This window comes from Halobacillus sp. KGW1, assembly GCF_001592845.1.
Lineage (GTDB): Bacteria > Bacillota > Bacilli > Bacillales > Halobacillaceae > Halobacillus.
Genome location: NZ_LSOC01000005.1, coordinates 44,421 through 68,906, shown reverse-complemented (window position 1 = coordinate 68,906; position 24,486 = coordinate 44,421). Strand labels below are relative to the sequence as shown.

General features: G+C 47.6%; 26 protein-coding genes. 18 read left to right on the top strand and 8 right to left on the bottom strand.

All coding sequences use genetic code 11. The features are described from left to right. Window positions 1-21: 21 nt before the first annotated feature. From AXG56_RS17810 to AXG56_RS19240, 3 genes are all read right to left on the bottom strand, one after another. Complete coding sequence (locus AXG56_RS17810; RefSeq protein WP_062515740.1) at window positions 22-1,965, bottom strand: TOMM precursor leader peptide-binding protein; 1,944 nt, start codon at window positions 1,963-1,965, stop codon at window positions 22-24. Continuing rightward, on the bottom strand, window positions 1,962-3,776 hold the full coding sequence (locus tag AXG56_RS17805) for a hypothetical protein (RefSeq protein WP_062515739.1): 1,815 nt from the start codon (window positions 3,774-3,776) through the stop codon (window positions 1,962-1,964). Before AXG56_RS17805 ends, AXG56_RS17810 begins: the two co-directional genes overlap by 4 nt. A 119-nt stretch (window positions 3,777-3,895) precedes the next feature. Next, window positions 3,896-4,153 carry a heterocycloanthracin/sonorensin family bacteriocin gene (locus tag AXG56_RS19240; RefSeq protein WP_081594805.1) on the bottom strand — a complete coding sequence of 86 codons (258 nt, stop codon included), beginning with the start codon at window positions 4,151-4,153 and terminating at the stop codon, window positions 3,896-3,898. 179 nt (window positions 4,154-4,332) lie between these two features. Between AXG56_RS19240 and AXG56_RS17800 the strand changes: the two genes are divergently transcribed. After that, a complete protein-coding gene (locus AXG56_RS17800) occupies window positions 4,333-5,184 on the top strand; it encodes a dimethylarginine dimethylaminohydrolase family protein (protein ID WP_062515738.1) in 852 nt (283 codons plus the stop codon). Between the two features lie 35 nt (window positions 5,185-5,219). Here the strand turns inward: AXG56_RS17800 and AXG56_RS17795 are convergent, their stop codons facing one another. Next, complete coding sequence (locus AXG56_RS17795) at window positions 5,220-6,404, bottom strand: pyridoxal phosphate-dependent aminotransferase (protein WP_026577008.1); 1,185 nt, start codon at window positions 6,402-6,404, stop codon at window positions 5,220-5,222. A 131-nt stretch (window positions 6,405-6,535) separates the two neighbouring features. Between AXG56_RS17795 and AXG56_RS17790 the strand changes: the two genes are divergently transcribed. After that, complete coding sequence (locus tag AXG56_RS17790; RefSeq protein ID WP_026577007.1) at window positions 6,536-7,867, top strand: FAD-dependent oxidoreductase; 1,332 nt, start codon at window positions 6,536-6,538, stop codon at window positions 7,865-7,867. 73 nt (window positions 7,868-7,940) lie between these two features. After that, window positions 7,941-9,035 (top strand): nitric oxide synthase oxygenase, encoded by a 1,095-nt coding sequence (locus tag AXG56_RS17785; protein ID WP_008633069.1) that lies wholly within the window; start codon window positions 7,941-7,943, stop codon window positions 9,033-9,035. Window positions 9,036-9,053: 18 nt separating this feature from the next. Here AXG56_RS17785 and AXG56_RS17780 read toward each other — a convergent pair whose 3' ends face one another. Beyond that, on the bottom strand, window positions 9,054-9,836 hold the full coding sequence (locus AXG56_RS17780; protein ID WP_062515737.1) for a carbon-nitrogen family hydrolase: 783 nt from the start codon (window positions 9,834-9,836) through the stop codon (window positions 9,054-9,056). Window positions 9,837-9,980: 144 nt separating this feature from the next. Between AXG56_RS17780 and AXG56_RS17775 the strand changes: the two genes are divergently transcribed. The 8 genes from AXG56_RS17775 (at window position 9,981) to AXG56_RS17740 (ending at window position 17,214) form a co-directional block, all read left to right on the top strand. Further along, window positions 9,981-11,726 (top strand): sensor histidine kinase, encoded by a 1,746-nt coding sequence (locus AXG56_RS17775; RefSeq protein ID WP_062515736.1) that lies wholly within the window; start codon window positions 9,981-9,983, stop codon window positions 11,724-11,726. Continuing rightward, window positions 11,723-12,454 (top strand): LytTR family DNA-binding domain-containing protein, encoded by a 732-nt coding sequence (locus AXG56_RS17770; RefSeq protein ID WP_062515735.1) that lies wholly within the window; start codon window positions 11,723-11,725, stop codon window positions 12,452-12,454. The genes AXG56_RS17775 and AXG56_RS17770 overlap by 4 nt, the downstream gene beginning before the upstream one ends. Window positions 12,455-12,592: 138 nt before the next feature. Then, a complete protein-coding gene (locus AXG56_RS17765) occupies window positions 12,593-14,035 on the top strand; it encodes a carbon starvation protein A (protein WP_062515734.1) in 1,443 nt (480 codons plus the stop codon). A gap of 83 nt (window positions 14,036-14,118) precedes the next feature. Further along, the gene (locus AXG56_RS17760; RefSeq protein ID WP_062515733.1) at window positions 14,119-14,394 is read left to right on the top strand and encodes a GNAT family N-acetyltransferase; all 276 of its coding nucleotides are present in this window, start codon (window positions 14,119-14,121) and stop codon (window positions 14,392-14,394) included. Between the two features lie 15 nt (window positions 14,395-14,409). After that, a complete protein-coding gene (locus tag AXG56_RS17755; protein WP_026577002.1) occupies window positions 14,410-14,871 on the top strand; it encodes a GNAT family N-acetyltransferase in 462 nt (153 codons plus the stop codon). A 67-nt stretch (window positions 14,872-14,938) separates the two neighbouring features. Continuing rightward, window positions 14,939-15,820, top strand: a complete 882-nt coding sequence (locus AXG56_RS17750; RefSeq protein ID WP_008633046.1) for a diacylglycerol kinase family protein — start codon at window positions 14,939-14,941, stop codon at window positions 15,818-15,820. 45 nt (window positions 15,821-15,865) lie between these two features. Next, a complete protein-coding gene (locus AXG56_RS17745) occupies window positions 15,866-16,312 on the top strand; it encodes a YueI family protein (protein WP_008633043.1) in 447 nt (148 codons plus the stop codon). Between the two features lie 248 nt (window positions 16,313-16,560). Next, window positions 16,561-17,214 carry a peroxiredoxin-like family protein gene (locus AXG56_RS17740; RefSeq protein WP_062515732.1) on the top strand — a complete coding sequence of 218 codons (654 nt, stop codon included), beginning with the start codon at window positions 16,561-16,563 and terminating at the stop codon, window positions 17,212-17,214. A 203-nt stretch (window positions 17,215-17,417) separates the two neighbouring features. On the opposite strand, the gene AXG56_RS17735 is transcribed toward AXG56_RS17740, so the two are convergent. Continuing rightward, window positions 17,418-17,618, bottom strand: coding sequence for a hypothetical protein (locus AXG56_RS17735; RefSeq protein ID WP_008633040.1), 201 nt, complete (start codon window positions 17,616-17,618; stop codon window positions 17,418-17,420). A 556-nt stretch (window positions 17,619-18,174) separates the two neighbouring features. Between AXG56_RS17735 and AXG56_RS17725 the strand changes: the two genes are divergently transcribed. Further along, window positions 18,175-18,828, top strand: coding sequence for a lytic transglycosylase domain-containing protein (locus AXG56_RS17725; RefSeq protein ID WP_062515731.1), 654 nt, complete (start codon window positions 18,175-18,177; stop codon window positions 18,826-18,828). Between the two features lie 40 nt (window positions 18,829-18,868). Here the strand turns inward: AXG56_RS17725 and AXG56_RS17720 are convergent, their stop codons facing one another. After that, entirely contained in the window at window positions 18,869-19,420 is a 552-nt protein-coding gene (locus AXG56_RS17720) for an NADPH-dependent FMN reductase (protein WP_026577000.1), read from the bottom strand. Window positions 19,421-19,665: 245 nt separating this feature from the next. Between AXG56_RS17720 and AXG56_RS17715 the strand changes: the two genes are divergently transcribed. The 6 genes from AXG56_RS17715 (at window position 19,666) to AXG56_RS19575 (ending at window position 22,888) form a co-directional block, all read left to right on the top strand. After that, window positions 19,666-19,938 (top strand): YkvA family protein, encoded by a 273-nt coding sequence (locus AXG56_RS17715; protein ID WP_008633033.1) that lies wholly within the window; start codon window positions 19,666-19,668, stop codon window positions 19,936-19,938. An 86-nt stretch (window positions 19,939-20,024) separates the two neighbouring features. Then, complete coding sequence (locus AXG56_RS17710; RefSeq protein ID WP_008633032.1) at window positions 20,025-20,441, top strand: organic hydroperoxide resistance protein; 417 nt, start codon at window positions 20,025-20,027, stop codon at window positions 20,439-20,441. Window positions 20,442-20,548: 107 nt separating this feature from the next. Further along, on the top strand, window positions 20,549-20,833 hold the full coding sequence (locus AXG56_RS17705) for a hypothetical protein (RefSeq protein ID WP_026576999.1): 285 nt from the start codon (window positions 20,549-20,551) through the stop codon (window positions 20,831-20,833). Between the two features lie 60 nt (window positions 20,834-20,893). Further along, on the top strand, window positions 20,894-21,505 hold the full coding sequence (locus AXG56_RS17700) for a metal-dependent hydrolase (RefSeq protein ID WP_008633029.1): 612 nt from the start codon (window positions 20,894-20,896) through the stop codon (window positions 21,503-21,505). A gap of 187 nt (window positions 21,506-21,692) precedes the next feature. Beyond that, a complete protein-coding gene (locus tag AXG56_RS17695; RefSeq protein ID WP_062515730.1) occupies window positions 21,693-22,715 on the top strand; it encodes an AimR family lysis-lysogeny pheromone receptor in 1,023 nt (340 codons plus the stop codon). 17 nt (window positions 22,716-22,732) lie between these two features. Beyond that, window positions 22,733-22,888, top strand: a complete 156-nt coding sequence (locus AXG56_RS19575; protein WP_161484934.1) for a hypothetical protein — start codon at window positions 22,733-22,735, stop codon at window positions 22,886-22,888. A 60-nt stretch (window positions 22,889-22,948) separates the two neighbouring features. On the opposite strand, the gene AXG56_RS17690 is transcribed toward AXG56_RS19575, so the two are convergent. After that, window positions 22,949-24,457, bottom strand: a complete 1,509-nt coding sequence (locus tag AXG56_RS17690) for a BCCT family transporter (protein ID WP_026576997.1) — start codon at window positions 24,455-24,457, stop codon at window positions 22,949-22,951. Window positions 24,458-24,486 lie beyond the last annotated feature (29 nt).

The following is a 24,486-nucleotide window of genomic DNA, read 5'->3' as shown; positions in this document are numbered from 1 at the left end:
AGAAGCTCCTCCTGTCGATTGCTAAGGAAATGGATGTGGATGAGGATTCAGTTCCTCCAATCTTAATTTTCTTTCTTTGTATCCCAAGGCTTTCGGTACTTCTAATACTCGTTTCAAACCAGTGATTCTTCTGAGGTGATGGCCGAATGTCATTGGGAGTGCCCCTGGTATGATTACTTTTACACAATGAAGCCCGTTTTTTCGTATTTCTTCCGTTGTTTGATCCACAACGATGACATCTAAATCGTTAAGGTGCAGACGTTGCAGGACATCCATCAGGTCCTCTTTCAAGTCCTCCCGGCGGGGCGGAGGAGAGTAACATTCACTGAATGTATGCCCTGGCAATTTTTGCTGGAGCAGAAAATCCAGCCGTTTTTCTGCTTCTTTCACCCCATACAGCATGCCATGGTCATCCATACTTCTAACCAATGCATCATCATGGAGCATCGGCATATAGGATGCTTTATTCCGGCGGAATATTTTGTTCAACGGTTCGATCATTCCTGCACTTTCAAACAATGCCCCTTTAATGGCTTTGATCGGATCGAGGTGTGCACCGCCGGCACATAGGAGATTCAGTCGCTCCTCCTTTTGATTTCGATTTTTAATGATTGTAAATACACTCGGAATTCCATGCTCCATCGTTGCGTCATAGAGGTGGAGATCATAACCCGAAATCTCTTCTAATCGCAGCAGCATCCATTGTAATTCCTGATCAGGTATAGTGGAGGGATCTATCCTCTTAAGTGGAAGCCTGGCATACCAGGAGAGGAGGAAAGAATCTCTCTCCAGTACTTCCATGATTCCGTAAAAAATCGCTTCCTCTCTGCTTCCCCCGATCGCACAGCCGTTGGATGTTTCAAAGACAAATCCATCTCCGCAACCGGTGCTGTAATAGGCGAGCCTTTCCGGAACCAATACGGGTTCCTTGCGAAGGAAGGAATACCCCCATACCCAGTTCGTTTTCCGTTCAGGATCGAAAGGAGTGAACGGGTGGTTTTCTGTTTCATAATCTTCTGCGGCGTGCACCCCTAATGAAAATGGATGGACTGCGGAAGGAAGGTTCTGAAAGCAATCGTAAACCGTCGTTCTTTTTCCTTTTGGATCTGTTCCGCAGAATCGTTCCAGTCCCTCAAGAATCGCTGTATTCTCACTCATTTGAAAGGAATTGGTTCTTCCTGCCGACCCTTCATCTGCGTGTGGAAGAGGCAGGTTGACGATGACATCGGAAAACGGTGTGTCAAGCTCTATCATTCTACTGTTAAGTAAGCCGGTCTGAGTATCCAGGTAATCATTTGAAAGGGATCGGCTGAGTTCTTCCATCGTCTTCGTCCGAAAGGTGGTGCTCGATATTTTTCTGTTTGATTGTATATCGATTTTTGCATTCTCCCTGTCGTCAACCGGAACCGTGCCGCAGACGAAGCAATTCGAATCCGGAAGAACATAATGCAAAGAACGCTTCATTGTTTGGGTGGAAAACAAGGCAATATGGTCTGTGGTGCGTAACGGTCTGTCTTCCGCCCATGCTCTAACCTCTTCTATCAGCATAATGGCCATGCTCCTGATACGGAACGGATCCGGGCATTCTTCGGTAGTTCTTCCCGTTTCAACAAGAAAATGCTTTATAGAAGAGAGGTCTCTTCGATGATTAGAAGCCATACGCCGGCGGTAATCGGCACATTGGGAGCATCCTTTTCTCTCCGGCTGAACGAATGGACCAATTATACCTTCTCCGAAGGAAAAAAAGGAACGCACCCATGGAATGTGGTTTTCTCTTGCGGCTTTTTCTGCCTGAAGATGCAGTCTTGGATTCCAGTGGTCATCCGCAAGAATCAATAAGTCTGTTTCCTGTGTCCAATTCTCCTGCCAGGAAGACATATACAGAAGATCATTCGGAAGGTTCCATTCTTCCTGAATACACGCCGCCAACCTTCCATTTCCAATAAGGGTAACCGATGGAGTCATGTCTTCTCCTCCTTCTCTACAACGCCGCAGACGGCTACGACTCCGTCTTCGGTAAACGGAGAAGCATGGACTTCTACGAATTCCAGTTTTTTTCCGTTCTTCTCCAAGCTTTGGTTTACTTGATCAATTAAAACTTTCTCTTCATGGATAGACGGAATATTTACGGAAATGGTTGATGCAGCGGTTATTTGTTCGTAAGTACCCTTAGGGGGACGTATGTCTTCGCACAAGGCGAGTTTGCCCGCTTCCCGTATGGCCAGTGTCAGGTTTGCGCCGCTGCACCCATGCCAGGCACCTCTTTTGGATTTCTGCCAAATGACAGGAAAACCGGCTTCGCTTTCACTCAATATCCATTCCATTTCCGGACGGACCATTTGTAAAGCTCTCAAGTAGTAACGACATTCCGGATCGCTTACATCGTCGAAAACCAAGTATTCTCCTCGTTTACGGAACGTCTGCTTCTGAAGCCAGTAATGCACAGCGCGCAGGGATGCTTCGTGTATCGAGCCGCCCGCTCCGATCGACATCTGCTCTCCTTGAGACTGCATGGAGTGGAGATACCGTTCAATTCCTGCAAGCCCCGCCTCACACCTTGCATCTTCATGGGTTAAGGCTGCGACATTCACCGCTGGAAGAAGGGCGGGGAAATCGCTGCCGGCACTTTTTACCTGAATGGTACAGCGCGATAAAGGAAGCTGCTCTGCGTCCCCTTCCTCCCAATAATGAAAGATCCCAAGAGGGGATTCCGCTAAGGATTGGAAATAAAGAAGCAGATCTTTCGTTTCTGTCCTGGTGGTCGGCGTTTTCCTCATGATTTTCGAGTGCATCATACGGGGGAGCGGCTTGCAGGAGTGCCAGTCACCTTCCAGCGTTTCTTTATCAAGGATATAGAAATAGTTCGAATGATAAGGCTCGTTAATGCCTGCTTCATGCTTGAACCATTCAAAGACCAGGGAATGGGCAAGGAGTCCATCCGTCACACCAGAGAACGGTGGGGCATTGTCGCTGACCCAATCCGCCGGGAGGTGTTTCCAAATCGATGTCCATCCTCCGTCTTCAGAGTGGATGACGGGTCCGGCCATCGCTTTCCTTCCTAAATCAATCAAGGCAAAGAATGGAGTTTCATGTTCACAACAGAACTTATAGATGGATTCGCATTTTTCGCGCTCTTGGGCTGCACCGGCAAACAAAACGGCATCAACGTCATGGATGAACTTTTTCCAGCTGCCCGTTTGAGAGAAGGAAATCTGCAGGTTTATGTCCGGATCGTTAGCTGCTTCCCTGGTTCCGAGCTCTTTCATTTTCGAGAACTCCTTCTGATTCTTTTCGGTCATATGGACATGGATGGACGTCAATCCGGATTGCAGCAGGGCGGTAGTAAGGGTAGTGGCTTTGCGCCCCTCTGCAAGGATAAGCACGCGCTTCCTTCGCCATTGTTCCATGTGCCATCCCGGGGAATCTGCACGAGTCTCCAAATACTCCAGCTGTGAGCCGAATTTTTTTGCTGCGTGAACAGGCAGATGGTGAGATTTGTCCGATGCCGTGTCCCGTAGAAACCCATTGTGGAAAAGGGTGGAGGTGATGTCGTGGATTCGCTGTGCATACGCCTCAGGAAGGCCTTCCATCAGGCTCTTCAGGGTGTGTTCCCCCGTGTACATGGGAACCAGTTTATCGATCCAGGTCGTGATGCTTCCCCCTTCCATACGAAATGATCCATTATTGTTACGGAAATACATAATGTCTTCGGATTCCGGCATATAAAAGGTCCCTTTTTTCAGTTTCGGCCGCATCGACGGTGCTAATTGAGTCATTCTCCTCCTCCTCGTCCGTAAACCATACTCCATTTTGATTCTATGTAGAGCTGTTTGTCTCTTATGAATAGAAAAAACCCCTGCACCGAACACAGCAGGGGTCGATCAATCTCATCTCCTTAACGGCCGCATCTTGCGCATCCGCCACAACGGGCGCATCCACCGCACCCGCCGCATCTTGCACAACCGGCACAACCTCCGCATCCGCCACAACCACCACAACCAGCACATCGGAAGCAGTTAAAGCATCCGAAACAACCGAATACACACAAGCGGGCGTCGTTGCCGTACACATTTGCCTGATCGTTTGGTGTTAATGGTTGAGCACGGTATTCCCCGACGTTCAAGTTCTGCAGGTCATTCTTGAAATGATTCATGTCCGTCCCCTCCTTCAAGGATTGTTCCAGCGAAAGAATCATCGCTTCCTCCACAAGTTATGAAAAAGGGTTGGGCAACGTTCCTCAAAGGATTTCAAACATGTTTTGTCGAATAATTGGTTAACGTAAGAAAGATAAGGGAATGGTTGAGCATAAGTAGAAATTGGAGGGTGGGCAAGATGGAAGGTGTGACGGAAAGTGAAAAAGTGGGTTGCAGGACGGAATATGCGACACTTAAGAAAGTACTTGTTTGCAAACCGGCTTATATGAAAATTGGAGAGGTCATTAACGAAACGCAGAAGCACTATGGTGACGTTGGTATCGATACCAGCATTGCTTTAAAGCAGCATGAAGCCTTTGCCCGTGTCCTGCAGGAATTCGGTGTAGAAGTGTTGGAAATACCAGCAGAACACCGGCTGAATGAGCAGGTGTTTACAAGAGATATTGCCTTTACCATTCACGACCGGCTTTTCATCGCCTCCATGAAACAGGCCGTAAGAAGAGGCGAAACCGAAGCGTTATCGAAGTGGCTGACACAAGAAGGTATCCCTGCAGAAAGGCCGTTGTCGTCCTCTATTGAAGGCGGAGACGTCATCATCGACGAGGATACGATCTGGGTGGGGATAAGCGGGAGGACGAGCGAAGAAGGGGCAAGTGAACTGGCCGCCCGCCTTCCGGATTATCGCATGGAGCCGCTCTGCCTGCAGGAAGACATCCTTCATCTGGACTGTGTTTTTAATATCATAAGCCCTGAGACAGCGATCATTTATCCTCCCGCATTCACGAAAGAAGGACTGGAGAAGATCAAGTCACGCTTTCGACTGATACCTGTTACAAAGAAAGAGCAGTTTTATATGGGACCGAATGTGCTTTCCATCGGAGAAGGACGAGTAATCAGTCTTCCTCAAAACGATCGGTTGAACGGGGTCCTGCAGTCGGAAGGCTTTGAAGTCGTCCCGGTCGATTTTTCAGAGATCATTAAATCCGGCGGGTCTTTCCGATGCTGCTCGATGCCGCTGCAGCGACAATAAAAAGACGAGCGCTCCATATAAGCGCTCGTCTTTTTTTATGCTTCCGTGTAGGAAAGGAATTCCTCGAATCGGCGGACAGATTCCTGAAGCTTCTCTTCGGAATTGTTGAGTCCGATCCGTACGTATCCTTCCCCGTGAGTACCGAATCCGACTCCGGGAGCTACGAACAACCCGACTTTTTGTAAAAGGGCATCTGCAAAAGATTGGGAGTCGTATCCTTCCGGGACTTTGAGCCATACGAAGAAGGACCCTTTGCACGGCATGACGTTGTATCCAGCTTCTTTTAAACCGGTAACGAGGAGGTCACGTCGCTCTTCATACGTATCTCTCAGTTCATGGACGCACGCCTGGGAGCTGAGTAGAGCGGTGGCGGATGCTTCCTGTAAGGCACCGAATAAGCTGCAGAAGTAGTGATCCTGAATAAGCTCAAGCGCTTCGATGACACTTGGATTGCCTACAGCGAACCCGACACGCCACCCGGCCATGTTATAGGTTTTGGACATGGTATATACTTCGACTCCGACGTTCTTGGCACCATCGACTTCCATGAAGCTGAGAGGTTTCTTTCCGTCGAATCCAATCGCCCCGTAGGCGAAGTCGTGGATGACACAGACATCGTTTTTCTCGGCTTCCGCAATGGTCCGTTCGAAAAATTCACGATCGGCGATCGCACCGGTCGGGTTATTAGGGTAATTGAGGAACATCATTTTCGCTTTTTGGAAGCTCTCTTCATCGATCTGGTCGTAATCCGGCAGAAAATCGTTCTCTTCCAGAAGGGGCATGGACTTCATTTCCGCGCCGACCATTTCAATTCCAGACCAATAATCCGGGTACCCGGGATCTGGAACCAGCGCGATATCACCCGGATCAAGTAAACATTGGCATAATTCCACCAGGCCGGTTTTACTGGCAGGGAGGATGGCTACCTCTGTCTTTGGATCGATATCGACCCCGTACTCCCGCTGATAGTACTCGGAGACGGCGTTTTTCAGGAAATCGAAACCGTGGAAGGGTGGATATTTGTGATATTCCGGATTTTCAGAAGCTTGCTGGAGCGATTCTACGATATGATTCGGGGTCGGCTGGTCTGGGTTTCCCTGTCCCAAGTTAAGGACCTCCATGGTCGCTTCTTTCTCAAATGCGGCCAGTTTATCGATCAGTGTAGCGAAAAATTGATCAGGAAGACGCTTTAACGCTTTGGATTGCGGGAATTGTTTCATAGGTATCACCTCGGTTAGTTGTTGGAAAAGTCGAACAAAAAAACATTAAAGATAGTGTAACATGATGATGACGCGTGTGGGAACAATAGGTGCAAAGAATAGGAAAGCAGATAAGGATGAGGTGAAAGCAGATGAAGTTACTGATCATCGGAGGAGATGCTGCGGGGATGAGTGCAGCGATGCAGATAGTACGCAATAGTGAAGGTCATGAAATCATCGTGTTTGAGAGGGGAGAAATAACGTCCTACGGTCAGTGCGGCCTGCCTTATGTACTGAGTGGAGACGTGGACGATGCGGAAGACTTAATCGCACGTGACCCGGAGACGTTTCGGTCTAAATACGGAATCGACGTGCGGACGAACCACTTGGTCGAGAAGGTGGATTGTGATCGAAAGGTCGTCCATGGAACCGACGACAGAACCGGGGAAGCCTTTGAAGAAAAGTACGACAGGCTATTAATTGCTTCCGGTGCTTCTCCTGTTCTGCCGCCATGGGAGGGAAAGGATCTTCCCGGCATTTACACCTTGAAGACGATCCCGGATGTGGAGGCCATTAGGAAAGACATGACTCCCGATACGAAACGAGTGACAATCATTGGGGGCGGTTATATCGGACTTGAGTTGGCGGAAAGTTTCGTAACGATCGGTAAGGAAGTCCGCCTGATTCAGCGGGGGTCCCAGCTCGGTGAAATGTTTGATGAGGAAATGGCCTCCTCCATCCATGAGGAAGCGGAAAAGCACGGAGTGGATCTGCATCTTAATGAGTCGGTAGAAGCCTTCCGCGGGGAAGGGCGGGTTCGTACCGTTTGTACAGATCAAGGGGAGTATGACACGGACCTTGTCATCGTAGCAGTCGGTGTGACGCCTAATACTTCTTTTCTTGAGGGAACAGGCATCTTCAAGGGTCTGAAGGATGCTGTTTCGGTCAATGCCTTTATGGAGACAAGTATTCTCGACATCTATGCTGCTGGTGACTGCGCTATGCAGTACCACCGGGTCAAACAGAAGCTTGATTATATACCCCTTGGTACGCATGCGAACAAACAGGGGCAGATTGCCGGGTTGAATATGGTTGACCAGCACAAGTCGTTTCACGGAATTGTCGGGACCTCTATTCTGAAATTCTTCCACTTGTCCCTTGGACGAACAGGTTTAAGTGCTAAAGAAGCAGAGAGGGAGAAGATTCCTCATTTGTCGGTCACCATCGATTCCACCCATGCAGCCGGCTATTATTCCAAGGATGATCCGATGACGGTAAAGCTCGTCTATCACCAGTCTTCCCGGCGTCTGCTCGGCGGGCAGATCATCGGAGGAAGGGGTGTGGATAAAAGGGTGGATGTCCTTGCAACCGCTCTCTATCATGACATGACAGTGGATGATCTTCAGGACCTGGATTTATCGTATGCTCCTCCGTTCAACAGCGTATGGGATCCGATACAACAGGCTTCCCGTCGAGCTGAATAAGCGTTTCTTACTAGAGGTTCCACCATTTATGGTAGGATAAAAGCAGTAAGGAACGTACAGGAGGATTCAAGCTGTGAATATAGATCTATATGAAAAAGCGGAATCGTTCATCCGCCAATACTACCATGAACAAGGGGCGACCGGTTCGGAAGAGAGGCTTGAGCAGATAAAACAGGAGATCAGCCTGACAGGGACCTATACCCACACTTTTGAAGAGCTGGAGTACGGTGCGAAAGCCGCTTGGAGAAACAGCAACCGGTGTATCGGCCGATTATTCTGGAACAGTTTGAAGGTGTTTGACCGTCGTCACCTGAATACAGAAGAGGATATCTTCCATGCTCTTATTGATCATCTGGATTATGCTACGAATAACGGAAGAATCCGCTCCACCATCACTATATTTCGACCGGAACAAGAAGAGGGAGCCGTACGAATATGGAATCACCAGCTGATCCGATACGCTGGTTATGAAGAGGAAAGCGGTATTGTCGGGGATCCTGCTTCCATCGATATAACGAAAGAGTGTATGGCGCGGGGCTGGTCCGGTTCAGGGGGGGCGTTCGATGTCCTGCCTCTTCTCGTTCAAATCGGTGATCAGGAACCTGAGATGTTTGATATTCCACAGGAAAGCATATTGGAAGTGTCTCTTCGTCACCCGGAGTTGGAGTGGTTCGAAGACCTTGGTCTTCGTTGGCATGCTGTGCCTGTGATTTCCGATATGCGCTTGGAAATAGGCGGCATCCATTATACAGCGGCGCCGTTTAACGGATGGTACATGGAAACAGAAATTGGGGCCAGAAACTTGGCAGACGAATTCCGCTATAATCTGCTTCCTGTTGTTGCAGAAGCGATGGGGCTCGATACGAAAAGGAATAGAACGCTATGGAAGGATCGGGCCTTGATTGAGCTTAATCAGGCAGTCCTCCATTCTTACAAAGAAGATAAGGTAAGCGTGGTTGATCACCATACGGCAGCTCAACAATTCCAGCTCTTTGAGAACAAAGAGCACCAATGCGGCCGTGAAGTCACCGGCGATTGGTCTTGGCTGATTCCGCCGGTTTCTCCTGCTTCGACGCACATTTTTCATTCCAGTTATGAGAACCGGATCGAAACACCGAACTATTTTTATCAGGAACCTGCTTATAAGAAGAACCTTGCACCGGAGTAATCGATGCAAGGTTCTTTTTTATTCATATAAATCCGGGCGTCGGTCCTGGAAAATAGGAATTTGTTTTCGGATATCCTCTACAGCTTCCCAATTTACTTCTGCGTATAGGATTTCTTCTTCGGACCCAGCTTCGGCAAGTACTTTCCCCCATGGGTCGATGATGACGGAATGGCCGCGGAATGTGTTGGCTTCATCAGAGCCGACACGGTTGCAGGCGATCACGAAGCACTGGTTTTCAATCGCTCTGCTGATCAGAAGATTTCGCCAATGATCCACGCGCGGCTTCGGCCATTCGGCAGTGACGAACAGTGCTTTGGCTCCATGAATCATATGGGAACGCAGCCATTCCGGAAAGCGGATATCGTAACAGATAACGGCGGCCAGCGGAGCGCCCTCCAAATGGAACAAGCCTTTCTCGTTCCCTGATTCCAGGAACTTTTCTTCGTCCATCAGTCGGAACAGGTGGGCTTTTCGATAGGACAGGATCCGCTCACCCGAGGGGTCATACGCGACAAATGTGTTGTAAAAGACGTCATCTTCCCGTTCGGCAACCGATCCCATAATGGTCACTTCATAATCACATGCCATTTCTTTCATTAACAGATGTGTTGGTCCACTCATCGTTTCTGCAAGTTCATCGAAACGGGATAGATCGTAACCCGTCGTCCATAGTTCAGGTAACACAATTACAGAGCTCCCGTTTTCAGCTGCCTCTTTGATTTTTACAGCTGCCGCTTTCCGGTTTGCCTCCGGGTCGCCAAGTACAATGTTCATTTGAATAATAGCTATTTTCTTCATCATTAGGATCACCTCATTTCCAAAAGTGTACCAAAGAAAGCGGGGGATTGCCTGTATTTTCTGAATATATCTCGTTTTGCTCCTTTACATGAACCGTTTTCAAACATGGTACAATAAGTGAAAAAAGTACAGAGAGGAAGGCGAGCGATGTTTGAACTGTTCCTTCCCATGTTGGAGCGACTCGGTATCATCGTGACCGTCGCTTTCATCATAACGAGGTTCCGTTTTTTTCGGGAACTGATCGATAAAAAGACCTTGGATTCCGGACAGCAGTTCATGGCTGTCGTCTTTTTCGGGGTGTTCGGTATCATCGGCACCTATACAGGGATTACCTACAATACGAATTCATTGGATTTCGGGAGGTGGGCCTTTAATTTAGGAGAATCGGAAGCGCTTGCTAATTCCAGAGTCATCGGAATTGTGGCTGCCGGATTATTCGGAGGGTACCGGATTGGAATCGGCGCAGGCGTAATCGCGGGGCTGCACCGGTTTTCTCTTGGTGGTTTCACCGGTCTTGCCTGCGGAATCTCTGCTGTCGTGGCCGGGCTCCTTGCCGGCTTGTTCCATAAGAAAGACAGACCATTGAAGCTGACAACGGCCCTGCTCGTCGGTGCATTGGCGGAGACGGTGCAGATGGGCATCATTCTCCTTACTGCGTCCCCTTTTTCAAGAGCGTGGGGGCTTGTTCAGGAAATCGGCTTACCCATGATTGCCGCGAACGGTGTCGGGGCTGCATTGTTCCTGTTAATCATACGGAATGTGCTTCATGAAGAAGAGAAAGTAGGAGCTCTTCAAGCTCAGAAAGCATTAAAGCTGGCGGAGTCCACCGTTTCTCATTTAAGAAAAGGATTGTCTGCCCAGTCGGCAGGACAGGCCTGCCGTATCATTTATGAAGAAGTGGATGTCAGCGCAATTTCCATGACGGATAAGAATGATATCCTTGCCCATGTAGGTCTTGCTGATGATCATCATAAGTCCGGAGTTCCGATTCAGACAGATGCGACGAAGCAGGTCATCAGAGACGGAAAGATGGCGATAGCAGGTCACGAAGAGATTCATTGTCAAACGGCAGGATGCCCATTAGGAGCGGCAGTCATCGCTCCGCTGATGAAGCGGCAGGAAGTAGTGGGCACGTTGAAATTCTATGTGCGTTCCGAAAAGGATATATCCAATGTACTGATTGAGTTGATTCAAGGGTTGAGTGCGCTCCTCAGCCAACAACTGGAACTTGCCGATGCGGAAAGAGCGCAGGAACTTGCTAGAGAAGCGGAAGTGAAAGCTCTCCAGGCGCAGGTGAATCCGCATTTTCTGTTCAATTCCTTAAACGTAATCGTATCCTTGACGAGAACAGAGCCGGACCGTGCCCGCTCCTTGTTAATAGCGCTCTCTAAGTTCTTCCGCCAGAACCTCAATGCGACACGGAAAACCTGGATTACCTTAGAAGAAGAATTGAAGCATGTGAAGGCATACCTGTTGATCGAAGAGACACGATTTGTGGACCGGCTCCACGTCTATTACGACGTAGATGAAGCTGCTTTGACAGCAAGGATAGCCCCATTGACGCTTCAACCCTTAGTGGAGAACTGTATGAAGCATGGAATTAAAGATCAGGATGGAGAAGCGGTTATCCGGATTTCTGTCAAAGCAGAGGAGGACGGCGTCCGTGTCTCCATAGAAGATAATGGCACGGGGATCGATCCCGAACGCTTGGAAACGCTCGGAACAGATTACGTCGATTCACATAATGGTACCGGCTTTGGTATTTATAACGTGAACAGACGGTTGGAGCACATGCATGGAAAAGGATCCACACTTTCGATTAAAAGTGAGCATGGAGCGGGTACGGAAATTACGTTTTTATTGCCCGTGGAAAGGCAGGAGATTACACGATGATGGAGAAAATACGTGTAGTGATCGTTGATGATGAACGTTTCAGCAGAGAAGAATTGAACTTTCTTCTGGATCAATACCCAGAGCTCGAAGTGGTAGGAGAAGCAGGGTCCGGAGAAGAAGCGGTGATGAAGACGCTCCAGCTTCAACCGGACGTATTATTCCTGGACGTGGAGATGCCGAAGATGGACGGCATGGAAGTAGCGAAAGCTGTTCAGGAATTAAAGAAACAGCCCATTATTGTGTTTGCAACGGCATATCCCGATTTTGCTGTCGAAGCGTTCCGTCACCAGGCGGTGGACTATCTATTGAAGCCGTTTGAGGAAGAGCGCCTGAACGAGACGGTGGAACGGGTGATCCGGCTGATGCAGCCGGAAACGGAAACTTTGTCTCAAACCGGCCCGTCAAGGCTTGCTGTCGAGGGGGAGGAGCGTATTGATTACATCGACCCCGGAGATATCATGTATGTGTACCGCGATGGGCGGGTGACCAAGATTGCAGGAAGAAACGGCACCTACGAGACGAAGGCTCCTTTGAAGGAAATCGAAGAGCGGCTGCGGTCTTATTCCTTTTATCGGATTCACAAAAGCTATCTTGTTAACTTGGACTATATCGATCGGTTGACTCCATGGTTCAACGGAGCGTATCAGCTCGAATTGAAAGGAACCGAGGAGCGTCTGTCTGTCAGCAGAAACTATGTGAAAGGCTTGCGTAAACAATTAGAGCTATAGGAATACCCGTGCTGTTTTTCAGTACGGGTATTTGACGTGTTGGACCGCCTATTCGACATCTTAAGCTGGAAATGACTCATGAAAGCGTTATCCTGGTACATTATTTGTAAGCGATTACAATGATGGGGAGGAAAATCCATGATTACGTTTCTGGTCAGTATTGCTATTTTAATTGTCGGTTACTTCACATATGGTAAGTACGTAGAGAAAGTTTTCGGTGTCAATGAAAAACGTCAGACGCCTGCTTATTCCCACGGCGACGGGGTCGATTATCTGCCGATGGGAGAGAAGAGAAATTCCTTGATTCAATTACTGAATATCGCCGGTGTCGGTCCCATCTTCGGTCCGATCCTTGGTGCTTTATACGGTCCTGTTGCGTTTCTATGGATTGTGTTCGGCTGTATCTTTGCCGGTGCCGTCCATGATTATTTGACAGGTATGATTTCGATCCGTAACCGTGGTGCGCACCTTCCTGAGCTTGCCGGTAAATTCCTTGGTAAAGTGATGAAGCATGTGGTGAATGCCTTTGCTATTCTTTTGCTGGTCCTTGTGGGAACGGTATTCGTCACCGCCCCTGCAGATCTTCTGCACAATATGACGAGCAGCTGGTTGTCTCTACCTGTAATTCTAGCAGCTATTTTCGTTTACTATCTGTTGGCGACGATGCTTCCGATCGATAAAATCATCGGGCGGTTCTATCCGATCTTCGGCGCCCTTCTAGTTGTCAGTGCTCTTGGTGTCGGCATCTCGTTGATTGTGACAGGAGCACCAATTCCTGAGCTCAGCCTTACGAATATGCACCCGGATAATGCGCCGATCTTCCCGCTGTTGTTTCTTACTATTTCCTGCGGAGCTCTTTCCGGCTTCCATGCTACTCAGACGCCGATCATTTCCCGTACGACTCAGCAGGAGAAGCAAGGGCGCCGCATCTTCTACGGCATGATGATTGCAGAAGGAATTATCGCCATGATCTGGGCCGCTGCAGCCATGAGCTTGTTCAACGGCTCTACCGGTCTGAATGAAGTGCTTGCTTCCGGTGGACCTGCTGCGGTGGTAAGCGAAGTGTCGATCGCTATGCTTGGAGCAGTCGGCGGAACGCTTGCCGTCCTTGGTGTCATCATTCTCCCGATCACTTCCGGAGATACTGCTTTCCGAAGTGCCCGAATGATCATTGCTGATTACCTGAATATTTCCCAGAAGAAGATTATGAGCCGGTTGTGGATCGCCCTGCCGCTGTTCGTTATCTCCTTCGTATTGACCCGCGTCGATTTCACTCTGCTTTGGAGATACTTCTCCTGGGCTAACCAATCGACGGCCGTCATTGCCTTATGGGTTGGAGCAATGTATTTATTCCTTGCCAGGAAGAACTATTTCATTGCAGCTATCCCGGCAACATTTATGACAATGGCTACCTTTACGTACATTCTTAATGCACCGATCGGCTTCGGGCTTTCTATCAATATTTCCTATATCCTGTCCGCCGTCATTACGGTAGCGATTGTAGCGGCATTCTTTATCGCCGCAAGGAAAGGATTGAATCGTAATATTCCGCTGGAGGAAGAACTGAAACCGACTGCATAAAGATAAACACCTGCTGGATCATTCCGGCAGGTGTTTTTTCGCAGGTGGAAAATGGGTATGCTCTTATAAAAGGAGTGATAACAATGGACAGAATAATACATGAATCCAAAGGAGAATTTTATATCGGTGGTGTGGACAGCCCTGATGCCCAGTTGTTTTTTGAAGAGGATGAAAATGTGATCACCATCACAAGTACAGAAGTGACACCAGCCCAGCGAGAGCAGGGACTCGGAAAAGATCTGGTTGATCACGTCGTCAACTATGCAAGAAAAGAGAAGAAGAAGGTAGATCCTGTTTGCTCGTTTGCATACGATGTGATAAAAAGTACACCAGAGTATCATGTAGTTTGGAAAGAGTGAAGGAGGAAGCAATACATGGAAGTCCGTGAGCCTTTGGAGCGCGACTTGATGCATTTTACAAGATACAGCATCGATTTTCTTCATGTGATGAAAGAGAGGGAGACAACCAAGGAAGCGAGAGCGGAGCAGCTTAGAGAAAGGAAATTCTGGGCTGCCGACGTTTTCCTCTCTGAAGATCCGAAACAGAAACTGTACGTCGCTGAAGTTCAGGGACGGATGACAGGGTATGCGCTTGGAAGAATGGATGACAATAATCAAGGTACAATTCAAGAAATATATGTGGACGAATTTTATCGGCGGGAAGGGATCGGTTCCCACCTCTGCCGGGCAGTATTGGCTTGGATGGACGAGCAAAATGTCAGCGATGTGCGGGTGTCGCCACCATTCGATCTGCAACGCAGCCTGGACGGGTTTCTAAGGGCCGTCGGTTTTTGCCCGGTGCAGACAACTTATTCGTTCCAGAAAAATTCACGTTAGAATGCGTTTCTTCTCCTCTGTGAAAAGGAAAGAAGAGAGCAGAGGCAAGCGGAGGAGGAAGACAGGTATGGATAAAGCGATGATTATAGTGAACCCTTCATCTGGGAAAGAAGAAGCGTTGGATCATGTGAAACGGATCGAGGAGATTTTGGAAGAGAAAGGATATCAAACGAAGGTTGTGCAGACAGAGAAAGAATTGGATGCCACCAAGTATTGTCAGGACGCTTGTAAAGACGAATTCCGTCTGGTCGTTTCGATGGGAGGAGATGGTACCCTGCATGAAACCATCAATGGAATGGTTGACCAAGATCATCGGCCTTTGCTTGGCATCATACCACTCGGGACGGTGAATGATTTCGCCAGAGCGCTTGATATACCTCTTCATATCGAGGAAGCGATTGAAGTGCTCCGTTCTGATCGAACCAAACAGGTCGATATCGGGAAGTTCAATGAGGACTACTTCGTCAACATTGTCGCGGCGGGAGCCATTGCAGAAGCCGTCTATGACGTCTCCCCTGATTTGAAGACAAAATTCGGTCCTTTCGCCTATATTGTCGAGGGTGTGAAAACCCTCACCGCCAACTCAAGCTACCCGCTCAGAATCGATTACGACAATAAGGCCTGGGAAGGGGAGGCACTTCTTTTTCTCGCTGCATTGACCAACTCGACAGGCGGATTCGAGAAGATGGCACCGGAGGCGGAAGTGAATGACGGTGTCATTCATTGTTATGTCGTTCCGAAAGTGAGCATGATTCGTCTAGGTTCGATACTAACGGCAATCATGAGGGGCAACTTGAAGAGTGTGGAAGGTGTCCATTACTTTACAGCAGAAAAAGTAAGGCTGACTTCCGAGGCGGAGCTTGTCACAAACGTAGACGGAGAAGAGGGGGCGGGTCTGCCGGTGGAACTGGCGATTCTTCCTTCCCACATTGACGTCCTTGTTCCTTGATGGAACAGGACGGCGACAGATACAGCAGGAGAATGAGGTGCACGTATGAAGAAACGTAACGTCGATGATTATTTGCAGGAAGGGATATACGGGACGCCGGAAACCAAACCTTCCGAACGGAAGCAGTACTTAGGAACCATCCGTGAACGAGTGATTCTTGTTCTTACGAAAGGACAGGTTATGCAGGGAACGGCAAAGAAGGAGCTTTCATCCCGGATGAAGCAATATAAGGATGCGACTCTGTTGTTGAACGGGGAAGTGAGTTATCGCTTTCTCAGTCCATACATGGATATTGCTGAAGAGGAGAGCATCCATCATACCATGGTTTCCAACCAGGAAGCGGATACGGATACAGGACTTGTCCTGACCGTTGATTATCCTGTGGAATTGGAGGATGTAACGGTTAATCCTTCCGTAACTGGCGTGGAAGAAAAAAGTGTCCAGCGAGGTTGGAAAGGGTGGATGCGTTCCCTTTTTAAGCCGAAGGAATAAAGTAAGGAAGAAAACGACTGCCGGGCGGAGGCTCGGGAGACCGTGCGTATACGTCTCGTTCGGTTTGTTGAAGCCTGCCCGCATCCTCTTGTTAGGAGAGAAGCCATCCCAGGCACATCGATGACTGCTGCTATGGATGTGGATAGGATATGGCCTTTTTTGCTGATTGTATGAAGACGTATCATTTTATGTTGAGAAAGATTCCAAGTAAAATGAAAATCGAAAATGATCCAAAAGGAGTTTTTCGAATGACAACTGATATGCGCAGCCAGTTTGAGCAATATATCAAGAATTTTAAACAAAATACTTCTAAGGAAATTCAGGACAAGATGAGTAACGCCATCGATGAATTGGAAGCCTCTGAAGAAGGCAACGGTCTTTCCAAAGGAGAAAAAGCACCGGACTTCACCCTTCCAGATGCTAAAGGCGGTCAGGTTCAGCTTTCCGAACAGCTTAAGTTTGGTCCTGTCATCGTGACCTTCTATCGTGGCGGGTGGTGTCCTTACTGCAACATGGAGTTGCGTGCGTATCAGGAGATCCTGGATGACATCCATAAGGAAGGGGCTCAACTAATTGCCATCAGCCCGCAGACTCCGGACCAGTCCATGACGACCCAGGAGAAAAATGACCTGCAGTACCATGTATTGAGTGATGTTGGAAACAAATCAGCCCGGCAGTTCAACCTCGTTTACAAGCTTCCGGACTATCTCGTTGAAGTATATAAGGACAAAGGGTTGAACGTGGACAAACATAACGGAGACGATTCCTGGACGCTTCCAGTTTCCGCGACTTACATCATTGATACAGATGGTTCGATCGTTTATGAATATACTAAATCTGACTATAAGGACCGTGCAGAGCCTTCAGAAGTGCTGCAAAAGCTGAAAAAGGTAAAAGCGTAAATAAAAAGACGTCCCCCACGTGGAGGACGTCTTTTATTTTTTTATACCTTTCTTTAAAAATCCACCTTCGGAATAAAAAGGACAGGGTTAATTTCAGACCATAGACTAAAAAAAAGACTGTCGAGGAAGTGCTCGGCAGTCTTTTTGAATGGAAGCGGACATTGACTTCACAGGAGGACGAGAACGGATGCTTCTTCTGTCAATTACCTAAACTGTCGGAACAGTCTTGATAAGCCAAGGATAATAAGTGCGAAAGAAAATAGAATCATTGCAATGTACCCGGCATAGTAAAGGAATTGATCGAAGAAATTACCGGCTGTGTCACCGATGCTGAACAAAGCATACCCGGCGATCAGTACAGATAAATAAAGGAATACACGACCATCAGCTTTCAAATCCACCATGTCTTTCACCTCCTCTCCTCACCAATATATGCAGGAGGGAGAACCATTATTTATCTTTTCTCCATAAAATTCGACAGCTTGTCCACCGGCATAAAGAAAAACCCCTTTCCATAGTGGAAAGGGGGATGGCACGTACTTTTCATTGAGGGAAGCAGACCATGAAATCTACAGGCTATTTTTCCTGGCGGGGAAAAATAGTAGGGTGATTCGACGTAAGAGACAAAAGAGAGTACCTATACCGATGATGAAGGATTCGGTCCTTCATCAGACAAATGTGCAGAACGTGGACAACCAGAACACGCCCGGCACGGTGAATAACGAGGATCTCTTTTGTTAACTATATTGTAACATTTTCCGACTGTCATCCGCTTTGGGAAAAGTAAAGATGGAAGGTGCTAATGGTTTGGGCTTTTGTCGAAGTATTTTCACAAGTTTTTACTTGTTCTGGAAAAGTGTGTGTTTTTTCGACTTTTTTCACTACAATCAAATGGCAGATTGTCGACTCATTGGGATTGATGTAAAATAATAGATAATAAAAGGTTGGAGGAATGAAAAGGTGGATATCCGTAATTATCAGTACTTGATTCAGCTGCAGGCAATGTCAATGATGAGCGGCGGTATAAATCAAACGTCCGGCTTGATGCAGGGGCCGACGTTCCAAAGCCTGCTCCAAGCGGCTATGTCTTCTCCGTTCGGCAGTCAGGATGATGAAGGCGGAGAGGCTCCGATGTTATCCGTTGGTTCCAATGCGTACAACACTGTCCCGCTGTCCTTCTCTTCTCTTCCTTCTCCACAGCCGGAACCGGTAGAGAAAGAGGCAGTGCAGGAAAGCACGGCACCGAGTTCCATCGATCAGTTGATTACGAAAGCTGCCGAACGATTTGGTGTAGATGAACGCCTTGTCCGTGCGGTGGTCCATACAGAGTCGAACTTTAAAGCAGATGCAACAAGCCACGCTGGTGCGCAGGGACTCATGCAGCTCATGCCTGCGACAGCTAGAGCACTGGGAGTCAAGAATCCATTCGACGCAGAGGATAATTTAATGGGTGGAACGAAATATTTAAAGCAGATGCTGGACCGCTATGATGGAAATAAGAAGCTTGCGCTGGCAGCTTACAATGCGGGTCCGGGAAACGTGGACAAGTACAACGGTATTCCACCTTTCCGGGAGACACAGAATTATGTCGGCAAAGTCCTCGCCAAAACATGAAAAAACCTGACCGGATCCCTATGTGGGACGGTCAGGTTTTTTATTTATCCGGCTCTAAATGCCGGCTCATCTGCATGTATTTATTAAATACGACGGTCATTTCCTTTAAACGGTTGCGCACATCCTCATCGATCAGTTCTCCCTGGGTGGAGAAGTGGTTCGTGTGGGTGTAGACATAGTTCGGTGTCACCATACAGCGGAAGTAATTCAAGATCGGTTTCAATTGATTCTCGATGACGAGATGGTGCTGCAGTGTACCGCCGTTTGCTACGATCGAAACGGGCTTATAACGCATGGCCAGCGGGGATACTGCATCGAAAACATTCTTTAACGTTCCAGGAATGGATCCTTGGAAGATGGGTGTGGCGATTACATAGGCATCTGCACTTTCTACGGCCTGAATAAGCGCCTGCATATCTTCATTATATTCGTCCGCAGGCCTCCCATCGACGAATTGCAGGTCATAATTCTCCAAATCGACGATCTGGGTGTCGTGGGTGTCCGGAAGGTTTTGTATATATCCTTCTATTTCATTTAACAATGTTCTCGTTTTCTTACCGACGATTGTTCCATTCAACAATAAGATCCTCATCAACGTTCTCTCCTTTATTTTCTAGAACCTAACATAGCGTATGCAAAAATGAATGAAGTGGGCTTTATAACAAGTGCTGATATGTATGCCTGTGTAGAAACGGTCGATGGACCGACTATATCGAATAAGAGAAGTGCCGGTCCCGTCCATTTCATGGTAAAGTATCACGTAAGTTAAAGCAATCGTAAGCGGACGCTGGTACAGCGGCTTAGGTGCCGTTATAATGAGGTAGAGGAGTGAAGATCATGATCAAAATGCTCAGACGGATCAAGTTCCTTCTACATATAAGAAAATCGATACCTTTCCTCATCCGTTTCTTTCGATCGGCAGAAGTGACCCCCTGGAAAAAATGGCTTTCTTTGCTGTTTTTGCTCGGCTATGTCGCTTTTCCGTGGGATTTAATACCTGATTTCCTTTTGGTCATCGGTTTTATCGATGATCTCGCTGTCCTGACGTTCGTTCTACAGCTTATGGTGAGGATGGCTCCGGATTCGCTGAAGGAAGAATATGAGGTATAGGAGGATTAGGAAGGTTTAATGTAGGGAATTATGAGGTATGAGTTTATTGTGAATGATTTTAAATAATCAGTCGAGGAGTGGTGATTTTGAGTAAAGCAATGTTTACAGCACACGCAACAGCTAAAGGTGGACGTAACGGCCATGTCATTTCTGATGATGGTTTGATCGATTTGAACCTGGTCCAGCCGGGTGAAGGAAATGAAAAAGGTTCCAACCCTGAGCAGCTGTTTGCTGCCGGATATTCTGCATGCTATGACGGTGCATTGAACCTAATGGCAAGCAAGCAGAAGAAAGACATCGATTCAGAGGTCACTGCTGACGTAAGTCTGTTGAAAGATGAGTCGGACAACGGCTTCAAAATCGGCGTTGTACTTAATGTTGATATTAAGGGAGTGACGCAGGAAGAAGCTGAGGAGCTTGCGAAAGCTGCCCACGAATTCTGCCCATACTCCAAAGCGACTCGTGGTAACATCGAAGTAGAACTTAAGCCAAGAGCTGTATAAGTCATACCTTTAGAAGCACCCGTTTTCCGGGTGCTTCTTTGTTTGCAATCCTGTTATTTTATCGATTCGGAAAAGTGTGGTATTTTAGAGGCGGAGGGATGAAGGTCATGAAGATAACCGATCAAGCAAGAGACTTACTGCATCAGATCTTAGAAGACGAAGAAGCCGGTTGTCTCCGCCTGTTTTTTGCCGGGTACGGCTGCGGGGAACCTGATATCGGAATGACGATCGGGGAACCTCAGGCAGATGACGAACTGCATCAGATCAACGATATCCCCGTTGCAATCGACGGGCGGATCATGCATCTGACGGAAACGTTAACGATTGAAGGCAAACAGACGATGGAAGGACCGAAGTTTCAATTAAGCGGTCTACCGGAAAAAGAGTGTTGACTTCCCACTATCCAGCTGGATGTGGGTTTATTTTTTAAACAGAGAGAGGTTCGAAACATCATGATGGCACGTGGACACCAGGTCGTCGGATTCACTTTCGGGGTGGGTGCCTTGACGCTGCTTCCTTCCTTTGAATTGGTTTCCGAGCGACCATTTCAAACGATCTTATATTTTGTCTTTGTTTTATTCGGTTCCTTATTACCAGATATCGATACACCGACATCCACGCTTGGCAGTAAGTTCTGGAGAGGATTGATGACGGTGTTTACCCTCGCTTTCCTCTGCTACTTATTTGCACCTCAGTACTTGGATACATACAGGGATGAGCTGAAGATCTTCGTCATGCTTCTGCTGCCCATTCTAATTATGATCCGCGGTCATAGGAAAATGACCCACTCGATCCTGTTCGTGAGTCTGCTGGCATTATATGGTTACATATTGGAACAAACGTTGAATATCCCATGGTTTTACCTGGGAGGTTTGATGATCGGTGTTGTATCCCACCTTTTCGGGGACTACATAACAAAACAGGGTATCCCTCTTGGGTATCCTATATCTAAAAAGTACGTACAGTTTTTATTTACATTTAAGACGGGTTCCAGTACGGAGAAGGTACTGATATATGGACTGGTACTCTGGAATGTATGGTTTCTGACCTCCATCATTTTTTAATTGTGCAGCACAAACTGATACAGTAATACTTGATCGTCCGCCTCTCGAGAAGCAGCAACCTTCTCAGGGGCGGTTATCTTTAGGTGTATTTTAGGTAATATAGCGGCATACCAATTGGTTTGTACTGGACAGGTGGAATTTTATTCAATAAAATGTAAATAAGCATAAGAGAGGAGTCTTGGTGCTTATGGTGAATTATAAGTTGATTGAGCCGAGTCCGCTTACAAGTCTGCAAATGAACCGAAGCTCTTCGTTATATACCATCTATTTAAATAACTTGAAACGTTATTCCAGAATAGAAGCACTTAATCAGACACGGGATTTCATCTTCGCCCATACTCCTGATCAGTTATCCGAACAGATCGCCTCGATGGAATTTCTCTACATGAATGATTTGTTCGATGATCTAACATGTTGGATGAATCAGCCGGGCATCAGGAAAGATGTGTCTTTTCTTTACAGTATCTTGATGGATCGCCGCCAAAGAAAATCAACGATGGACCGCGTTCATCAACTGAAGGCTATCCGGTTTACGAACCCTTCCATGCATTGTCTTCACCTCTTCACCCTCGTTTATTCCTACTATGATTTGAAGATGTACACAGCCTTGGATAAATATTTAGATGACTGTGAGCTTGCGCTTCGAGCCGTGGATGAACCCCTCATGTATTATTATTTGAATCAGAGGTACCAGGAGCTCCTTTTCCAGCATTATTGGAAGACAGACAACTCTATTCTCGCCAGCCGGTACGCTTATAAGATGATCAATACAGAACTTTCACCGAAGCGGAAGTATCGTATGTATCATCACCTGGCCTTATGTCTACTCTTTGACGGATATAATTCTGCCATCGAGCCGCTCAGTAAAGCTCTGGAAATCGCAGAGAGAATCAACGAAAGACCTCTCATTGACTCCGTTCTTCACCGATCGCTTCCGTTCATCTCGGCTTTCCATCATAAGACGGAGGGAGTCACTACACCGGACCCTGTGGAGAATGCACATCTTTGTATTGTGAAAGGGGATGTGAAGCGGGCGAAGGATTTCCTGCGGACGCTTCCTGTGCTGACTCCTTTTCAAGAGAGTTACATGGGGCTTGCCGAGCGGGATGAAGATCGGTTGAATCTTGCACATAAACGATTTATTACCGAACGTGGGGACCATTTCTTTGCACGTGTACCTTTGGAATTCTTGAAACGAATACAATCATAATTGGAGGCAGATTTTTCATGAGAAAAATGCTGACGTTGCTGTTCCTTTTTGTATTGCTTTCGGCCGCAGGTGCTTCGTTTTCAGATGGTCATACGTATGCGAAAGATCCGGGCGACCCTGGTATGGGCTCCGTTCATCCTGACAAAGATCCGGGCGATCCCGGCATGGGTTAAACAAGAAGACGCCTCCTTTAACAAGAAGACGCCTCCTTTAACAAGGAGGCGTCTTCTTGTTTATTTTTTCCGTTTTCTTTCTGGTAGAGGTTCTCTACGGATCATTTTCGTAAAGGCGTAAACGAAAATGATCAGAATGATGGTAAACGGCAGGGCGGAAACAAGAGAGGCCGTCTGCAGCGCATTCAGTCCTCCTGCGACGAGTAGAACAGCCGCAATAGCCGCCATTAGTACACCCCAGACGATTTTAATCGGGAGAGAAGGTGTCAGGCTTCCGTTCGTCGTCATACTTGCAAGGATATAAGTGGCGGAGTCTGCCGATGTAATAAGAAATGTTGCAATTAATAAGATAGACAGCATCGACATGATTCCTGTCAACGGAAGGTATTCATATGTTTCAAATAAAGCGACGGTGATGTCGTTACTAACAGCAGATGCAATCGATGTTCCACTGTTAAGGTCACTGTTCAATGCCGTACCACCGAAAGTGGCGATCCATAGGCAGGCGATTAATGGCGGCACGACAAGCACACCGAAAACGAATTCCCGGATTGTTCGTCCCCTGGAAACCCTCGCAACGAATGCTCCGACGAATGGAGACCAGGCAATGGCCCAAGCCCAGTAAAAGATCGTCCAGTCCTGCAGCCATCCATTGTTTCCCTGATAAGGCGTAAGCCTCAAGCTGTAGCTGACAAAGTTGTTCAGATAGTCTCCCAGTCCCAATGTGAAACTGTTCAGGATGAAAACAGTAGGGCCTGCAATAAAGACAAACAGCAGGAGAAGAAGACACAGACCGAGGTTCAGGTTGCTCAACCATTTGATGCCTTTATTCAATCCTGTGCTTGAAGAGGTTAAGTATAGAATGAGCAGAACGGCGGTGATAAGTAATTGGCTTGTGGTGTTGTTCGGAACATCAAATACGGCATTCAACCCGCCGTTCATCTGCAGGATGCCGAGTCCGAGAGAGGTGGCAATTCCCATTACCGTAGCGATGACGGCCAGGGAGTCTGTCGTGTTTTTGACCACTTTGGATTTGCCGAGTACAGGTTCGAGAGCCGTAGAAATCAGGCCGTTCTTATCCTTCCGGAACTGAAGGAAGGCGATGATCAGACCGACGATGGCGAACACCGACCATTGGCTGACACCCCAATGGAAGAAGGAATATCCCATAGCGACTCTGGCTGCTTCTTCTGTTTGTGGTTCGAGGTCAGAGAAAGGGGTCTCAAAGAAATGGCTCATCGGTTCTGCTACTCCGTAGAAGACGATTCCTACCCCGAATCCTGCGGAGAACAGCATCCCGATCCATGTGAAGAATGGGAATTCCGGTTTGGAGTCTTGAGGACCGATTTTGATTTTGCCGTACTTGCTTATGCTCAAAATAATAAGAAATAGGACGAATCCGAATACGGAAATCAGGTAAAACCAACCGAAATTCAAGGTTGTGAAATCGAATAATGTGCCGGCGACGTTCCCGAACCCTGTCGGATTGACGGCCCCGATCACGACTAAAATGGCTACGACGGTTGCTGAAATAAGAAAAACTGGATTTTTTAACTGTTCTTTCATCATACTCCCCTTTCATGAATCAGATAATAGGT

What these genes read in the sequence shown, in the direction of transcription:
- AXG56_RS17810 (WP_062515740.1), bottom strand. Translation starts at nt 1,965, where the DNA reads ATGACTCCATCGGTTACCCTTATTGGAAATGGAAGGTTGGCGGCGTGT.
- AXG56_RS17805 (WP_062515739.1), bottom strand. Translation starts at nt 3,776, where the DNA reads ATGACTCAATTAGCACCGTCGATGCGGCCGAAACTGAAAAAAGGGACC.
- AXG56_RS19240 (WP_081594805.1), bottom strand. Translation starts at nt 4,153, where the DNA reads ATGAATCATTTCAAGAATGACCTGCAGAACTTGAACGTCGGGGAATAC.
- AXG56_RS17800 (WP_062515738.1), top strand. Translation starts at nt 4,333, where the DNA reads ATGGAAGGTGTGACGGAAAGTGAAAAAGTGGGTTGCAGGACGGAATAT.
- AXG56_RS17795 (WP_026577008.1), bottom strand. Translation starts at nt 6,404, where the DNA reads ATGAAACAATTCCCGCAATCCAAAGCGTTAAAGCGTCTTCCTGATCAA.
- AXG56_RS17790 (WP_026577007.1), top strand. Translation starts at nt 6,536, where the DNA reads ATGAAGTTACTGATCATCGGAGGAGATGCTGCGGGGATGAGTGCAGCG.
- AXG56_RS17780 (WP_062515737.1), bottom strand. Translation starts at nt 9,836, where the DNA reads ATGATGAAGAAAATAGCTATTATTCAAATGAACATTGTACTTGGCGAC.
- AXG56_RS17775 (WP_062515736.1), top strand. Translation starts at nt 9,981, where the DNA reads ATGTTTGAACTGTTCCTTCCCATGTTGGAGCGACTCGGTATCATCGTG.
- AXG56_RS17770 (WP_062515735.1), top strand. Translation starts at nt 11,723, where the DNA reads ATGATGGAGAAAATACGTGTAGTGATCGTTGATGATGAACGTTTCAGC.
- AXG56_RS17765 (WP_062515734.1), top strand. Translation starts at nt 12,593, where the DNA reads ATGATTACGTTTCTGGTCAGTATTGCTATTTTAATTGTCGGTTACTTC.
- AXG56_RS17760 (WP_062515733.1), top strand. Translation starts at nt 14,119, where the DNA reads ATGGACAGAATAATACATGAATCCAAAGGAGAATTTTATATCGGTGGT.
- AXG56_RS17755 (WP_026577002.1), top strand. Translation starts at nt 14,410, where the DNA reads ATGGAAGTCCGTGAGCCTTTGGAGCGCGACTTGATGCATTTTACAAGA.
- AXG56_RS17750 (WP_008633046.1), top strand. Translation starts at nt 14,939, where the DNA reads ATGGATAAAGCGATGATTATAGTGAACCCTTCATCTGGGAAAGAAGAA.
- AXG56_RS17745 (WP_008633043.1), top strand. Translation starts at nt 15,866, where the DNA reads ATGAAGAAACGTAACGTCGATGATTATTTGCAGGAAGGGATATACGGG.
- AXG56_RS17740 (WP_062515732.1), top strand. Translation starts at nt 16,561, where the DNA reads ATGACAACTGATATGCGCAGCCAGTTTGAGCAATATATCAAGAATTTT.
- AXG56_RS17735 (WP_008633040.1), bottom strand. Translation starts at nt 17,618, where the DNA reads ATGGTGGATTTGAAAGCTGATGGTCGTGTATTCCTTTATTTATCTGTA.
- AXG56_RS17720 (WP_026577000.1), bottom strand. Translation starts at nt 19,420, where the DNA reads ATGAGGATCTTATTGTTGAATGGAACAATCGTCGGTAAGAAAACGAGA.
- AXG56_RS17715 (WP_008633033.1), top strand. Translation starts at nt 19,666, where the DNA reads ATGATCAAAATGCTCAGACGGATCAAGTTCCTTCTACATATAAGAAAA.
- AXG56_RS17705 (WP_026576999.1), top strand. Translation starts at nt 20,549, where the DNA reads ATGAAGATAACCGATCAAGCAAGAGACTTACTGCATCAGATCTTAGAA.
- AXG56_RS17700 (WP_008633029.1), top strand. Translation starts at nt 20,894, where the DNA reads ATGATGGCACGTGGACACCAGGTCGTCGGATTCACTTTCGGGGTGGGT.
- AXG56_RS17695 (WP_062515730.1), top strand. Translation starts at nt 21,693, where the DNA reads ATGGTGAATTATAAGTTGATTGAGCCGAGTCCGCTTACAAGTCTGCAA.
- AXG56_RS19575 (WP_161484934.1), top strand. Translation starts at nt 22,733, where the DNA reads ATGAGAAAAATGCTGACGTTGCTGTTCCTTTTTGTATTGCTTTCGGCC.
- AXG56_RS17690 (WP_026576997.1), bottom strand. Translation starts at nt 24,457, where the DNA reads ATGATGAAAGAACAGTTAAAAAATCCAGTTTTTCTTATTTCAGCAACC.